The sequence below is a fragment of the Streptomyces monashensis genome (assembly GCF_001866665.1).
Classification (GTDB): Bacteria; Actinomycetota; Actinomycetes; order Streptomycetales; family Streptomycetaceae; genus Streptomyces; species Streptomyces monashensis.
In genome coordinates this window covers 24993-39285 of the sequence record NZ_MLYO01000083.1, presented here as the reverse complement: position 1 = coordinate 39285, position 14293 = coordinate 24993, and the positions used below count along the sequence as shown (strand labels likewise).

Below are 14293 nucleotides of genomic sequence, written 5' to 3'. Positions count from 1 at the left end.
AGGATCCCGCCTTGCGGAGTGCCGGTCTCGGACGGTTCCATCGCCCCGTTCTCCCGCAGGATTCCGGCCTTCAAGAACGCCTTGACCAGGGCCAGTACGCGCTTGTCCTTGACTCGGGAGCGCACCCGGTCCATCAGGGCCGCGTGGTCGATCGAGTCGAAGCACGCCTCGATGTCCGCGTCCAGGACCTCGCGGTAGCCTTGAGTGCCCCAGAAATGGATCTCGGCGATCGCGTCGTGTGCCCTCCGGTTGGGGCGGAACCCATAGGAGACCGGCGCGAAGTCGGCCTCGAAGATGGGTTCCAGCACCAGTTTCAGCGCCGCCTGGACCACGCGATCGGCCACGGTCGGGATACCCAGACTCCTCAGCTTCCCGCCGTGCTTGGGGATCATCCGTTCGCGCACCGGCAGCGGGCGAAACGTCCGATGCCGCAACTGCTCACGCAGCTGGTCCAGGAACACCTCCACGCCCACCCGCTCGGTGAGGGACCGGACCGAGGCCCGATCCACGCCGGCGGTGCGGGCACCGGTATTGCCGGCGACCCGGTCCCACGCCACGGCGAGGAACCTGCGGTCGCATACCAGGTGGTACAGATCATCGAAGCGGCAGCCGGGATCGGCCACCGCCCAGCGGTGCAGCTTGGTCTGCATCTCCCGTACCCGCAGCGGCCGCGCCACCGGCGCGTCGTGCTGCGCGGCCGGAGTCTCCACCCCGGCATCTTCGAGCATTGCAGTCCCCTTCCACTCACAACCTGCTGCCGCCCTTCGCCATGTGCACGGCTTTCCCGCGCTCGGACTACTACGGCGGCTCCGCCCCGTCCCGGCCCGTTCGGCCGACGGCGGGCCCAGCCCGGATGTCCGCGCTGGATGCGCGGCCCGCGGCAGGACCGGGACGGTTCCCGTGTTCACTTGTGATCGCTTGTCGGAGGAGGCGCCCGGCTATACCCCGGCGGCATCGCCACGGTTACGCCGCAGACCTTCACCGTGGCCTTGCGCGGCGGCGAACGAGACCACCGCGCAAGTCGCCCGCCCGAGCATGAGGCAGGCACGCACCGCACCCAGCCCAGATCCGCCAGGTTCGAGCTGGTGGGAATTCGTTACGAGGCTTCACACACCGGTTTCTCGCGTACACCTCTCCGTCTTGCTCGCCGGACCCACGGCCATCTGGCAGTTCTGGCCCCGCCCCGGCTTTGTCAGGGCTGCTTCCCGCCCTCCCCGGCACCTCCCGGATCAGGCTGCCCTCAGCTTCAACCCCACTGCTGCGACAGCGGGTTGGTGCAGGTCTCTCACCTCCACACGATCAACAAGCGCCTCACGGCGCACCTGCTCGACCACCCACCGCTTCGGCTGCGGGACAAATCCTTTGCCCTGGTCGGCCGGGTTGCGGCGGACGACCTCGACGTCGATGTCCGGCAGGGCGCCGTGGATGACGACTTCGTCCTTGAAGCCCTGGTCCACCAGGGCCTTCTCCAGACGCATCCCGCATCGCTCGGCGGCCTGGTCGAGCAGGGCGGCGCACGGCGGCGTTGCCATGGGCAGACGCAGCCAGGACGACGACGCCGATGATCAGCCCCAGAACGTCCACGGCCAGTCCCCGCTTGCGACCCGACACCTTCTTGTTGGCGTCCAGTCCCGTCGTGGTCTTCGGGACACCCGCGGCCGCGCGCACGGACTGGGTGTCGAGGATCACGAGGGACGGGTCCTCTAACCGCCGGGCCCTCTCCCGTACCTGGCAGCGCAGGAGTTCCTGGATCCGCTGGTCGAGGCCGTCCTCGCGCCACAGTCTGAAGTAGTACAACACCGCCGACCAGGCCGGGAGGTCGTGGGGCAGATAGCGCCACTGGCAGCCCGTCCGGTTCTGGTAGAAGATCGCGTTCACGACCTCCCGCAGGTCACAGGCCCCGGGATCTCCGGTCGCTGACCGCGCCACCCTGTCCTGCTTCCAGGCAGTGATCATCGGCTCGATCAACAGCCGCTGCTCGTCCGATAAGTCGCTGAGGTGCGGCTCTCTCTTCACACCCGCATCTCAACATGGACATGCTCACTCGACGGCTCGTACGGCAATCAGTACCACGATCGAGCGATCACGAACCGAGGAAGATCGGACTCAACGCCCACTGAGTCTGATCAAGACGGCGGATCGCCATCCGACGGCGCTGTGCCGCAGGGCCCCGGCACACCGCATGACCAGTGGAGTCTGGTGTGACGACTATCTTGGCCGTACGGAATTCCCTGGCCGACTCGATGCGGCCGGTGGCCCGGATATTGCTCGAGTCCGCGCTGGATGGGGTGGGAAGCACGACATGCCTGAACACAGGTCACCACGCCTCCCCACAGCGCACTCGGTGCGTCTGGGTGTTCTCCTGGCCCTGGTCGGTGGAGGGCTCGATGCGTACACGTTCGTCGGGCGGGGTGGGGTGTTCGCCAACGCACAGACCGGTAACGTCGTCCTGCTGGGTGTCGCCGCCGCAGGCCGCCAATGGGCGGAAGCCGTACGCCATGTTCCGCCGATCATCGCGTTTGTCCTGGGCGTGCTGGTCGCGGAGTCCCTAAGGCGGCCGCGAGTGGCCGCCTGGGTGCGCTGGCCTGCCCGAGCGGCTCTCGTCCTGGAGATTCTGGTCCTCTTCTGTGTGGGCCTGCTGCCGTCCGGCACCGCGGACACCGCCGCCACCGTGCTGGTGGCCTTCACCGCTTCACTGCAGGTAGCCACATTCCGCAAGTTGGTGGACACCGCATACAGCACGGCCATGACGACGGGCAACCTCCGCACCGCCACGCAGAGTGCCTATCGGGCGGTCATCGAGCGCGACCGGGACGCCGCACGCCGGGCCGCCCGGTTCTCCGCCGTCATCGGCGGCTTTCTCGCGGGCGCATGCGCAGGTGGCCTCCTGACGCGCTGGCAGGGGGTTCACTCGGTGTGGGCGCTCGCCGGCATCCTCGCGTTGGGACTGGCGCTCTTCGTCCACGACGAACGCGCCGCCGCGCGGGTCCGTCAGACAACGGAGGCCAACACGTGACACTCCGCCAGGTCGGGGCCTGGTCGGCGAGCACGGTCAGCCGAGGGCCGGGGCTGCAGCGGCTCCCCTGCGGGAGGCGGCCCCGGCCTGCCGGAGGCGGACGTCACCCGTGACCATTCCGGGGTGGTGTGCGTCGAGCGGGACGACACGCGTGTGTGAAGCAGGGGCTGTCTATTTCCCGGACGACGGCCCCGGGGGATCTTCAGGGACATCAGGTTCAGTGTCCTGGCGGCCACGGAGGTCGCCTCGAGCGTGAGTGGGCTGTGAGGGTCCTCGTGCTCGCCGAGGCCCAGGCGCCTGGTCGTCTCGCGCCAGAGCAGGTCACGCAGCTGCGCCTTGAAGGCAACGTGTTGCTCGCTGGCCTCGCCATCAAGGTCCCACATGTCCACCATGCGACTACTGTCCGCTCGTGAATGACGCAGGCCGACCGGCTAAACGCCCTCTCGGCTCTCGGTGTGGTAGTGGGCGGCGGTTCCCGTGGCGTGCGGGGTGAGTTCGGGACGCAGGACCAGGTCCTCGTCGTAGTCGCCGCCGTTCTGGTGGCGGAACGGCAGCGGTCCGGTGTGCGGAAGGTCCTCGAGGCGCTGGCGCAGGACGTTCGCGTGGAAGGCGTACGCGGCCTCGTCCAAGCGGTCGGCTCCGTGGACGAGCAGCGGGGGCAGGACCTCGATCCCCGCGTACCACAGCGTGCCGTGCTGGAGAGGGAAGAGCAGGTCGTTGAGCTCACCGTTGACGCCGCGGGGGCCGAGGCTCGCCTCCCGGGCACCGGCACTGACGACGACCAACGCGCGCTTACCCGCGAGCGCTCCCTCGCCGTAGCGCACTTGGCGCCCCCGGGCGTCTCGGACACCGAAGGCGAACCCGCCGACGAAGACGCGGTCGAACCAGCCCTTGAGGATGGCCGGCATCCCGTACCACCACAGCGGGAACTGCACCACAAGCGTGTCCGCCCAGGACAACTTGTCGTGCTCGGCCGAGATGTCAGGGGACAACGCGCCCCGTTCGAAAGCTTGTTGGGCCGCGCTGCCGACGACGAGCCGCTCGCCGTCGGGGTGCGAGAAGTCACTGGCCCGGACGATCGGGTCGAACTTCATCGCGTACAGGTCGCTGCTGCGCACCTCGTGCCCCTGGTCCAGGAGGTGTTGGACACCGTCGCGGTACAAGGAGCCGTTCAGGGAACGGGGTTCGGGATGGGCGATGAGCCACAGGACTTTCACTGCAGGTTCCCTTCTGGCAGATCCATGATCGTGCGCACCTACCCGGCCCTTCCTGGGGCAACCCGCCGCCGGGGCCGTCCCGGACGCGGTGACGCGGAGTCCCCGTCAGCGGCCCGGCGGGGACTCCGAGGATGCGCGAGGGGCGCGGGGCGGCCTACTTGGCATCCACCACCTCGTCTGTCAGCAGCGGATAGACCCCGTTCTCGTCGTGGTCCTCACGGCCGGTGAGGGGCGGGGTGAAGATGCACAAGAACGTGCTGTCCTCGATCGGCTTGATCGTGTGGTTGTCGGCGTCGTCCAGGATGTGGAGGGTGCCGGGCGTGATGACGTGTTCCTCGTTCTCGTCGCGGTCGATCAGAATCATCTTCCCGGAGATGCAGAAGACGGCCTCCACGTGGTTCGCGTAGCAGATGTCGGTCTCGGTTCCGGCGTACACGACGGTCTCGGAAACCGAGTACCCGAATCCGTCCGAAGCCAGCAGGATGCGCTTGCTGCGCCAGGCGCCGCTCGCCGCCGTGACATCACGGTCAGTACCTTCGATCTCCGAAATCCTGCGAACCTGCATAATATTCCTCCTGATCGTTCTCGGATTCTTGGTGTTGTGACAAATGAGGTGTGCCTGATAGGGCTAGCGCGTTTTCAGCGACTTCAGGAGCTCGATGTAGAGGCGGTTGAACCGGGCCCCTTTGTCCAGGTAGGCCGCCCCGACGATCGCACTCTCCCGCAGGTAGGTGACGAGGATTCCGTCATCGGGGCGTTCGAGGTCGCCGCTGACGATCTCCATGGAGTCCGCGTTCCTGGGGTTCCCTGCGATCTGGATGCGAAGTCCGAATACTTCGGTGGCCATGCTGGGGAAGTACGAGATCCGAGACATCTTCAATCCGTATCCCAGAGACCACGCTAACGCTTTCCCGGCGACATTTCCGGTGTCAATCGCATTTTTCCAGAATTCCATGCGGGTCAGGTTTTCCGTGCCCCACGGGTCGGGGTAGCGGGCGATGTCACCGGCTGCGAAAACGCCCTCGCACTCCGGTACGCGCATGTACTCGTCGACCCGTACCCCGTCGGACAGGTCCAGGCCGTTCCCGTCCAGCCATTCCACGTTGGGAACGCTGCCGATGGCCTCGATGAAGAGCGGCCGTTCGGACGCCGCCTCGGGAGGCGATGCCGGGTGTCCGCCTTCGGACGACCTTCCCGAGCGGTCGCAGAGGAGCTCCTTCGCGGCCTCGCCCGTCAGCAGGGTGACGCCGTTCGCGGTGACCCAGCGTCCGAGCGCGCGGGCGACGTCCTCGCCAAGGATGTTCTCGAAGGGCCCGTGCCTCATTGCTTCGAGCATGACCACGTCGCAGCCGTACTCCTTGGCCAGCGACGCCAGTTCGCACGCGACGAACCCGGCGCCGGCGATCGTCACCACCTCTCTCCTATGGAGCTCCTGGTGGATGGAGTGCGCGTCGTCCAGGCCGCGCAGCGTCCTGTGCGCGTGCGAGGCGCACTCCTCGTCGTCACCGGCGGCGGTCCGCGGGCGTACCCCCGAGGCGACCACCAAGCCGTCGTAATCGAACGTCCCGCCGGTGCTCAGGTGCAGGACCCTGTTGCGCAGGTCCGCCGCCTCGACGCGAGTGCCGAGGTGCCAGTCGAGTGCGCTGGTCTCGGCCCCCTTGACCCTCAGGTCCTCGGTGATGGCCGCCCTGAGGTCGGCCGACGGCGGGTACCGCTTCTTCGTGAGTCCCGGCCGGTTGTACGTGCGGTGGGCCTCGTCCCCAAAGACGGTGATCCTGGCACCGGCTTCGCAGGTGAGGACTGATTGGGCCGCCCGCAGGCCGGCTATGCCGGAGCCGACGATGCCGATGCGCGGCGCTGCGACGGTCATGCGGCGTCACGGTCCATGACGATCGCCTGCAAGGGGCACGAGTCGATGGCGTCCTCGATCGCGTCGAGGTTCTCCTCGTCGAACGTCTCTTGGTACGTCAGCTTCCCGTCGGCGTCGAGCTCGAAGTGGTCCGGCGCCGAGATGGCGCACAGGCCGTGGTTCTGGCACTTGACCTCGTCAACGGTGATCTTCATGGTCTCCTCCGATCGGAAGCGCGGTTCAGGAACGCGAGGTGAACGTGATGGGTAGCGAGACCGCCCCCGTGTTGCCGGAGTCGGGCAGCCACTCGGCGTCCTCCTCCACGCGCAGGTCGGTCAGCCGCGTGGCCAGCGTCGAGAGGGCCACTGCGATGTCCGCACGGGCGACGAAGTGCCCCAGGCAGTGGTGCAGTCCGCCGCCGAACGCGAAGTGCGGGGAGCGCTCTGCGTCGAGGTCGATGCGGTCGGGGTTGTCGAACGCGGCCGGGTCGGTGGCCGACGTCATGGTGAAGAGGTGGAGCGTGGTCCCCTTTTCGATCGTGCGCTCCTTGTACTGGAACGTCTCCGCCGCTTCGCGCGAGATCCAGCGGCCGATCGGGTCGACGCGCAGCGCCTCCTCGACCGCCGCGGCGGAGTAGCGCTCGGGTTCCGATGCCAGCTTCTCCCACTGGTCGGGCTGCTTGGAGAACGCCTCGACGCTCAAGGCCAGTTGGTTCCGGGTCGTGTCGATGCCCGCGAAGATCAACAGGATGATGAGGTTGATGAGCTCCTCGTCGGAGAGCTTGCCCGCGTCCTCGTCCCTCGTCTCCACGAGGGTGCTCAGGATGTCGCCGTTGGGGGACTCCCTGCGGCTGCGGACCAGGGACTCGGCGTACTCGGTCAGCTCGACGACGGCCTGGTCGATCCGGGCGATGTTCTCCTGGATGGTGATGCCGAGGCCGAGGCCGATCGTGGAGGCGAGTTCGTGGATCTTCTTCCAGTCGTTCTCGTCGATGCCCAGCATCACGCACAGAATCCTGGTCGCGTACGGTGCGGCGAACTGGCTCGCGAACTCGGTGCGCCCGTCGTCGATCCACTCGTCTACCAGACCGTCCGCCAGGGCCTGGAACTTCGCGTGCAGGGGCGCTATCCGGCGCGGCGAGAAGGCGGGGTTCACCAGGCGGCGAATCCTGTTGTGCTCGTCGCCCTCCAGCACCAGCAGTGTCTTCTGCCACCACTCGTCGAAGTGTCCTTCGACGACCCCGTGCTGGGCGGGCCACTTGGCCGATCCTTGCGTCAGCAGGGGGCTCTTCAGAAGGGCGCTGCTGTCCTCGTAGCGCAGGACGGCGATGCCCCAGTCCGTACGTGCGTACCAGTGGGCGTCTCGTGCCTTCCGCACCTGCTCGGAGTCCATGCGGAAGTGGGCGTTGCTGATGTCGAGGTGCAGTGTCGCGGGTTGCGTGGCCATGGCGGTCGGTTCCCAGTCGTCGGATGCGGTGCTGCTCGGACCAGTGACGGGCGGCCCGGTTCAGCCGGCGGTCAGCGGACCGATGCGGTAGAGGACCTCGTCGTGGTGGCCCTCGCTGTCGGCGAAGAGGGAGCTGGGGAAGAGCACGCGGGTCTCGATGGGGGCCGAGTGCTTCTTCGCGTACTGCTTGAGCACCATGATGATCGCCTTGTTCTCGGCGGAGACAGTGGCCTCGACGTACCGGGCGCCGTTGGCAACCTGCTGGTCGGCCGCCTCCTGGAAGAGCTTGACGCCGAGGAACGGGATGCCGTGACGCGGGTTGACGGCGGTCTGCCACACGAAGTAGGTCTCGGGCTCCTCGGGGCGGCGGTAGCCCGTGAGGAAGCCGACGAGTTCGTCGTCCACGGTCGCGACCAGCGAGCCGTCGGCGAAGTCCCGGAACCACAGCGAGTAGTAGTAGACGCTGTTGGAGTCCAGGCCGGGAGTGTTCCCGACCATCTTCCACACGGCGGGTCCGTCCTGGGGGACCGGTGCGCGGAAGAGGGCCTGCATTTTCCCGGCGGTGTTCCGCTCGGTGGCGGCTGCGGTGGGCATGGTGATCGTCATGTCGGGTCGGGGCCTTTCTTTCGTGTCGTCTCTCATGTCGGTGGCGGGGCGGTTACGTCGTTTCGTGGACCGCGCGCTGCACGGTGCGCAGTCCCTCGTCGAGGTCGTCGGTGGTGATGGTGAGCGGGGGCAGCAGTTTCAGGACCTCGTCGTGGGCCCCGGCGGTCTCGACGAGGAGCCCGAGTTCGAAGGCGCGGCGTGCGGCGCGCCCTGCGTGCCGGGGGTCGGCGAGCTCCAGGCCCCAGGCCATCCCGCGGCCGCGGTAGGCCGATCCGCTGTGGTGCGCGGCGGTGTCGCGGAGCGCGGCCTCGATGGTCTGGGCGTGCGCCAGGGTCTGCCGCTCCAGCGTGTCGTCGGTCCAGTAGGTGTTGAGGGCGGCGGTCGCGGTGACGAAGGCCGGGTTGTTGCCGCGGAAGGTGCCGTTGTGCTCGCCCGGCTCCCACACGTCGAGATCCGGTCGGAACAGGCAGAGTGACATGGGCAGTCCGTAGCCGCTGATGGACTTGGAGACGGTGACGATGTCCGGCACGATGCCCGACTCCTCGAAGGAGAAGAAGGCGCCGGTGCGGCCGCAGCCCATCTGGATGTCGTCGACGATCAGCAGCATGTCGTGCCGGCGGCAGAGCCGGGCGAGGGCGTGCAGCCACTCGGGGCGGGCCACGTTGATGCCGCCCTCGCCCTGGACCGTCTCCACGATGACCGCCGCTGGCTGGTCGAGCCCCGATCCGCGGTCCACGAGCAGCTGCTCGAACCACTGGAAGTCGGGCGTCTTTCCCTCCATGTAGTGGTCGAAGGGCATCCGGGTGGTGTGGACGAGAGGGACGCCCGCGCCCGCGCGCTTGAAGGCGTTGGCGCTCACGGCCAGGGAGCCCAGCGACATGCCGTGGAAGGCGTTGGTGAACGAGACGACCGTCTCGCGCTCTTTCACCTTGCGCGCCAGCTTGAGGGCGGCCTCGACGGCGTTGGTGCCGGTCGGGCCTGGGAACATCACCTTGTAGGGCAGGTCCCGTGGGCGCAGCACCGTGTTCTGGAAGTGCTCGAGGAACGCGCGCTTGGCCGTGGTGGACATGTCCAGGCCGTGGGTGACGCCGTCGTGCTCCAGGTAGTCGAGCAGAGCGCGCTTGAGCACGGGATTGTTGTGGCCGTAGTTGAGGGAGCCGGCCCCGGCGAAGAAGTCGAGGTACTCGTGCCCGTCCTCGTCGTACATCCGGCTGCCGTGCGCGCGGTCGAACACGGTGGGCCAGCTGCGGCAGTAGCTGCGTACCTCGGACTCCAGGGTCGTGAAGACACTGAGGTCGGGCTGGGTAAGCGTCATGCCGCGACCTGCTCACCCCGTGTGGCGAGGACGAAGTCGGTGAAGGTGCCCACGGAGACGAAGTCGTCCGCGTCCAGCTCCTCCGGGTCGACGACCAGGCCGATGGAGTCCTCGAGGAACATGAGCATCTCGAGCATGGTGGTGGAGTCCAGGTGCAGGTCGGCGAAGAGCTTCACGTCGCCGGTGAGATTGGTGACGGGGCGCTCCAGGACGTCGGTGAGGGCGTTCTCGAGGGCGGTGACGACATGCTGGCGGTCCATGGTCAGTTCCTCCCGTGGGTCGGGTGAAGTTGTCGTTCTCGGGCGTTGCTCTGGTGGGGCGTACAGGGGGTCAGTGGGCCAGGCGTGCCTGGAGGGCCTCGGTGATGACCGAGGCGGGCGGGTCCTGTTCGATCAGGGCGGTCAGCTTCTTGCGGTCGACCTTGCCGTTGCCGTTGGTGGGCAGGGCGTCGAGGCGGACGCAGCGGCGCGGGATCTTGAAGGGCTCGATGTGGTCCCGCATGCCCGCGCGCACCTGGTCGGCGGTGATGTCCGCGACGACGGCGAGGAGCGCGGTCCGCTTGCCCTCAGGAGGCAGTACGGCGGCAGAAGTCACTCCGTCGACCCGGGTCGCGGCGGCCTCGACCTCGGTGGTGCTGAGGCGGAACCCGCGCTCCTTGTAGAGGTCGTCCCTGCGGCCGGAGAAGTAGAGGTAGCCGTCCTTGTCCTGCCAGCCGTAGTCGCCGGTGCGCAGCTCGGGGAACAGCCCCTCTGCGCGCGGGAAGCGCGCGGCGGTCAGCTCGGGGCGGCGCCAGTACCCGGCCATGACGTTGGGTCCGCGGACGACGATCTGGCCGATCTCTCCCGCGGGCAGCCGGTCGCCGTCGTCGTCGACGATGAAGACCTCGGTGCCCGGCAGCGGCAGCCCGCAGGAGCCTGGGTGGTCAAGGTCCCCGTCGGGGGGCATGATCGCCGTGCGCTTGCACTCGGTGAGGCCGTACATCACCTGGATTCGCAGGTGGGGCAGGGCGGCGCGCAGCGCGGTCATGGTGGTCTCGGAGAGCGCCGCGCCGGTGTTGGTGAGCAGGCGCAGGCGGCTCGGGCCCCCGCTGCTGCGGCCGAGCAGCCAGGCGAGCCGGTCCGAGACGGAGGGCATGGAGGGCAGGACGGTGGCGCCCGCCTCCTCCAGGCTGCGCAGCAGCGGGGGGCCGACCTCGGCGACCGTGGCCAGGTGGAGCCGGGCACCGCTGAGGGCCGCGAGGTAGACCTGGTAGAGGCCGTAGTCGAAGGAGAGCGGAAGCGGGCAGTAGACGACGTCGTCGCTGCGGTAGTCCAGGCACTCCTGGATCGCGGTGGCGGCGAAGAGTACCTGCTGGTGGGTGCTGACCACGGCCTTGGGCAGGGAAGTGGTGCCCGAGGTGTAGATCAGGCTGACGGGGTCCACGCCCAGGGCGCTCGGGCCGGCGGAGGTAGCGGCCTCGGCGGTGTCCGCGTCGAGTGCCGTGGGCACGAGCTCGTCGAGCGCGAGGGAGCGGACGCCGTGCTCGGCGGCGGTCCGTCCGGCGTCGGGGTCGTCGGAGACCAGCAGCGCGGGCTCGCAGTCGCGCAGGACGTGTTCCAGCGGCCCGCCGCGTACTTGCTCGTGGAGCACGCTGAAGACGGCGCCGACGCGCGAGGCGGCGTAGACCAGGATGGCGATGCCGATGCCGTCGGAGGCGGTGACGATGATCCGGTCGCCGCGTCGCAGGCCCTCGCGCCGCAGGCGGGCGGCCATGGCGGTGGTGGCGGTCGCGAGTTCCCGGTAGGTCAGGCCGTGGCCGCGCGAGCTCAGTGCGGCCGACTCCGGATCGCGGTCGGCGGCTCGGTCCAGTATCTCGTGCAGGAGCTGCGGAGTGCGGGGCATCAGGCCTCCTCGGCCGTGGGGGTGCGGGCTGTCGCCGTGTGCGCCCGCCGGTGGGGTACGACGGTGGTGGCGGTCGCGGCGCACACGAGTTGAGGCTCGTCGAGAACCTCGCCGGCGCTGTCGGCCTCTTCGGGGCTGGCGCGGATGACCTTGTGCGCCTGCAGCTCGACCACGCGGCGCAGTCGGGTCTGGCGCACCAGCCGTGCGTGCGCCTCGATGTAGTCGCCGGGCCTCACGGGTGCGGTGAAGCGGATGTCGCTGTACTGCGCCAGCAGCCCTTCGTCGCCGTCCGTGCGGAGGGTGATCTCGGTGACGAGGTCGCCGAACAGGCGCAGGATGCGCGCACCGTCGACGAGGTTGCCCCCGTAGTGGGCCTCTTCCTGACCGACGCGTACACGGAGGAAGGCGCTGGTCTGCGCTTCTCGCTCGTCGCGGGTACTGGTCCCGACGGTCGCGGTCGCGGGGGTGTTCGGCGGCGGCACGGCGGCAAGCTCCTTCGGTGCAGTGGGTTCGGTTCGTCTGTTCCCGGCGGCTTCGCTGGTGGCGTCGTCAGCGGTCGCACCATTGGCCTCGGGGAGGCTGATGGCGACGGCGGCCACGACGTTCTGCTTGTGAGTGATGGAGACCGAGACGGATGACGGGGTCAGTTGCGCGGCTCGTCCGCGGAGGTGGACGACGGGGGCGCCGTGCGCGGTGTGCTCCACGCAGATCTCCCGTGGCGTCACACCTTGCAGGAAACCGATTCCCAGGACTTTGAGGAGGGCCTCTTTGGCGGCGAACCGACCGGCCAGGAATTCCAGGCGGCGGTCTTCGCCGAGGGTCTCGGCGTGGGCTATTTCCTCCGGGGCGAAACTGAAGCGCAAGAACCAGGGTCGTTCGATGAGGCGGCGGATTTCGGAGCGGTCGAGTACGTCCAGTCCGACTCGCGCGACCTGCTTCGCTGCGGTTCTCATTCGGATCAGGTTCTCCGGATCAGGTGTCCATACGGATCACGTGTTCAGGCGGACGCGGCGCGGAGATCTACGAGGCGCTGCTTCGCCAGCAGGTCCTCCGTCGTGTCGCGTTCCCGGATGAGGTGGGCGCGTCCGCCGTGGACGAGCACCTCGGCCGGGAAGCCGTGGCTCAGGAAGAGGCCGGGGGAGGCGGTCGGCCCGTAGGCCCCGGACCGCTCCACCGCGAGCAGGTCTCCCGGCCGCACTTCCGGCAGGCGGACCTTCTTGGCCACCACGTCGTTGGGCGTGCACAGGGGCCCGGTAACGCTGTAGGGGCGCGAGGCTCCGGTGGCTCGGTCCTCCAGGTGGCGGACCGGGAAGTTGCGCTTGACGAAGCTGCCGACGCCGACGGCCGCCATGTGGTGGTTCGTGCCGCCGTCGGCGACCACGAAGCTCTCCCCCATGGACTCCTTCACGTAGCGGGCGCGGACGACGTACGTACCGGCCGTGGCGGTGAGGAAGCGACCCAGTTCCATGATCATCCGACAGTTCGGGTTGCGCACCGAGAAGGGGGTGATGACCTCCGCGAGGCCGGCGCCCAGCGCGTCGAGGTCCAGGTCCTTCTCGTTGTCGAAGTAGGCGACACCGAGTCCGCCGCCGAAGTCGACGGTCTCCAGGGGGAAACCGAGCTGTCCGGCCAGATCCTCCGCGGTGGCGAGGATGCGCCGGGTGTTCTCGACGACGTCCTCGTGGTTGAGGAACCGCGTCCCCATGTACGCGTGCACGCCTTTCACCCGGATGTTGCGGAGGGCCGCGAGGCGGTGCTTGGAACCGCGCAGTTCGGCTTCGTCGATGCCGAACTGCCGGGGCTTGCCGCCCATGGCCAGCCCGGACCCCTTGCTGCCGAAGGCCGGGTTGACCCGGAGGAGCACCGGGAAGTCGTCACGTCCTGCCGCTGCCAACAGCGAGTCGAGCAGGTCGAGTTCGTCCAGTGACTCGCAGACGATCGCGTGGATGTCGGCTTCGACGCACGCGGTGAGCTCCCGCTCGTCCTTGCCGGGGCCGAGGAAGATGATGTCGCCGGGGTCGACCCCCGCCCGCAGGGCGGTGGCCAGTTCGGCGTAGGAGGAGACCTCGGCTCCCGTACCGAACGAGTTCAGCAGGGCGCAGACGCTGATGTTCGGGTTCGCCTTGAGCGAGTAGAAGATGTCGGCGCCGTCGGGGAGCAGGCCGCGCAACGTGCGGTACGTGTCCGCGAGGACGTCCGCGTCGTAGACGAACAGCGGGGTGCCGTACTCCTCGGCGAGATCCGCCATCGATTTTCCCTGGACACTGTTCTTCGAGGTCGTCATACGGTCACTGCCATCCGCCGTCGTCTTCGGGTGAGAGGCAAAGAATTCGCTGCTCCACCGCTGAGCCATCGGAGATGAACATTCGCACTTTCATGCCTCGCCTCTCTCGCTGGTTTGCTGTCCGGCGATAACGAGTCTGCGAACTTCGGAGCGGCGAGGGAAGGGAGGACGGTCGGCCTAAATCGGTCCTGACCTGTTTAGGACCTCGGCCGGATTAGTCATCCGGCCAAAGGGTCATGGCAATCGCGACATTCTCCGTGCTGGACCGTTTGGACACGCAAAAATGCGCATGTAGGTCGCACGCATCGCCCAGGCACGGGTAGCGGCGGGACGTGACACGGGTGTCGGGAGGAGCCGGGCTCACTCCACGTCGTAGGGGTGGAGGGGTACTTCGGCCCGCCGCAGGGACCACGCGGCCAGGAGGGTGCAGTTGGCCGTCGCATGCTGCCAGACCCGCTTCGCCGCCGCCTCGGCCTCGTCCAGGGAGGCGGCGCGGAGGAAGAGGCTGACGACAAGATGAGGCCGCGTCTGAGTATGAACGCTGACGTGTTCGACGATGTCCGGCGCCGCGTCGTGGAGCGCCTGCTTGAGCTCAGCCTCAGCGGGCGGGTGGGCATCGCCCGGGGGTGCGAGGGTGAGCTGCACAAGGTACATGAGTGGGGTGTCCTGTTCGAATGGT

At 68.2% G+C, this 14293-nt stretch carries 14 protein-coding genes and 1 pseudogene; 1 reads left to right on the top strand and 14 read right to left on the bottom strand.

Translation table 11 applies throughout. From position 1 onward, the window contains the following. Together BIV23_RS39660 and BIV23_RS39655 are read right to left on the bottom strand one after the other, a co-directional pair. Positions 1-728: reverse transcriptase domain-containing protein (locus BIV23_RS39660; protein WP_483883316.1), on the bottom strand; the 728-nt coding region annotated here is incomplete at its 3' end. A 528-nt stretch (positions 729-1256) separates the two neighbouring features. Beyond that, a pseudogene (locus BIV23_RS39655) lies at positions 1257-2016 on the bottom strand (IS5 family transposase); the annotation flags it as partial. Positions 2017-2344: 328 nt separating this feature from the next. Here BIV23_RS39655 and BIV23_RS39650 point away from each other — a divergent pair. Then, a complete protein-coding gene (locus tag BIV23_RS39650; protein ID WP_218161917.1) occupies positions 2345-3016 on the top strand; it encodes a YoaK family protein in 672 nt (223 codons plus the stop codon). Between the two features lie 431 nt (positions 3017-3447). Here BIV23_RS39650 and BIV23_RS39640 read toward each other — a convergent pair whose 3' ends face one another. The 12 genes from BIV23_RS39640 to BIV23_RS39585 all read right to left on the bottom strand — a co-directional run bounded on the left by BIV23_RS39640 (position 3448) and on the right by BIV23_RS39585 (position 14268). Further along, on the bottom strand, positions 3448-4233 hold the full coding sequence (locus tag BIV23_RS39640; RefSeq protein ID WP_071385853.1) for an NAD(P)H-dependent oxidoreductase: 786 nt from the start codon (positions 4231-4233) through the stop codon (positions 3448-3450). A gap of 154 nt (positions 4234-4387) precedes the next feature. Beyond that, entirely contained in the window at positions 4388-4798 is a 411-nt protein-coding gene (locus tag BIV23_RS39635; RefSeq protein ID WP_071385852.1) for an ectoine synthase, read from the bottom strand. Between the two features lie 63 nt (positions 4799-4861). Then, positions 4862-6103: an NAD(P)/FAD-dependent oxidoreductase gene (locus tag BIV23_RS39630; protein ID WP_071385851.1), complete on the bottom strand. Its 1242-nt coding sequence runs from the start codon at positions 6101-6103 to the stop codon at positions 4862-4864. Beyond that, a complete protein-coding gene (locus tag BIV23_RS39625; protein ID WP_071385850.1) occupies positions 6100-6297 on the bottom strand; it encodes a ferredoxin in 198 nt (65 codons plus the stop codon). The genes BIV23_RS39630 and BIV23_RS39625 overlap by 4 nt, the downstream gene beginning before the upstream one ends. A 25-nt stretch (positions 6298-6322) precedes the next feature. Continuing rightward, a complete protein-coding gene (locus BIV23_RS39620) occupies positions 6323-7528 on the bottom strand; it encodes a cytochrome P450 (RefSeq protein ID WP_071385849.1) in 1206 nt (401 codons plus the stop codon). A gap of 60 nt (positions 7529-7588) precedes the next feature. Next, positions 7589-8134, bottom strand: coding sequence for a diaminobutyrate acetyltransferase (gene ectA, locus BIV23_RS39615; RefSeq protein WP_071385848.1), 546 nt, complete (start codon positions 8132-8134; stop codon positions 7589-7591). 52 nt (positions 8135-8186) lie between these two features. Continuing rightward, complete coding sequence (gene ectB, locus BIV23_RS39610; protein ID WP_071385847.1) at positions 8187-9449, bottom strand: diaminobutyrate--2-oxoglutarate transaminase; 1263 nt, start codon at positions 9447-9449, stop codon at positions 8187-8189. Further along, positions 9446-9709, bottom strand: coding sequence for a phosphopantetheine-binding protein (locus BIV23_RS39605; RefSeq protein ID WP_071385846.1), 264 nt, complete (start codon positions 9707-9709; stop codon positions 9446-9448). The genes ectB and BIV23_RS39605 overlap by 4 nt, the downstream gene beginning before the upstream one ends. 70 nt (positions 9710-9779) lie before the next feature. Continuing rightward, positions 9780-11330 (bottom strand): class I adenylate-forming enzyme family protein, encoded by a 1551-nt coding sequence (locus tag BIV23_RS39600; RefSeq protein WP_071385845.1) that lies wholly within the window; start codon positions 11328-11330, stop codon positions 9780-9782. Beyond that, positions 11330-12283 carry a 4'-phosphopantetheinyl transferase superfamily protein gene (locus BIV23_RS39595; RefSeq protein WP_071385844.1) on the bottom strand — a complete coding sequence of 318 codons (954 nt, stop codon included), beginning with the start codon at positions 12281-12283 and terminating at the stop codon, positions 11330-11332. Before BIV23_RS39595 ends, BIV23_RS39600 begins: the two co-directional genes overlap by 1 nt. A 44-nt stretch (positions 12284-12327) precedes the next feature. Beyond that, complete coding sequence (locus tag BIV23_RS39590; protein ID WP_071385843.1) at positions 12328-13614, bottom strand: type III PLP-dependent enzyme domain-containing protein; 1287 nt, start codon at positions 13612-13614, stop codon at positions 12328-12330. 360 nt (positions 13615-13974) lie between these two features. Beyond that, complete coding sequence (locus tag BIV23_RS39585; RefSeq protein ID WP_071385842.1) at positions 13975-14268, bottom strand: hypothetical protein; 294 nt, start codon at positions 14266-14268, stop codon at positions 13975-13977. Between the last annotated feature and the right edge of the window lie 25 nt (positions 14269-14293).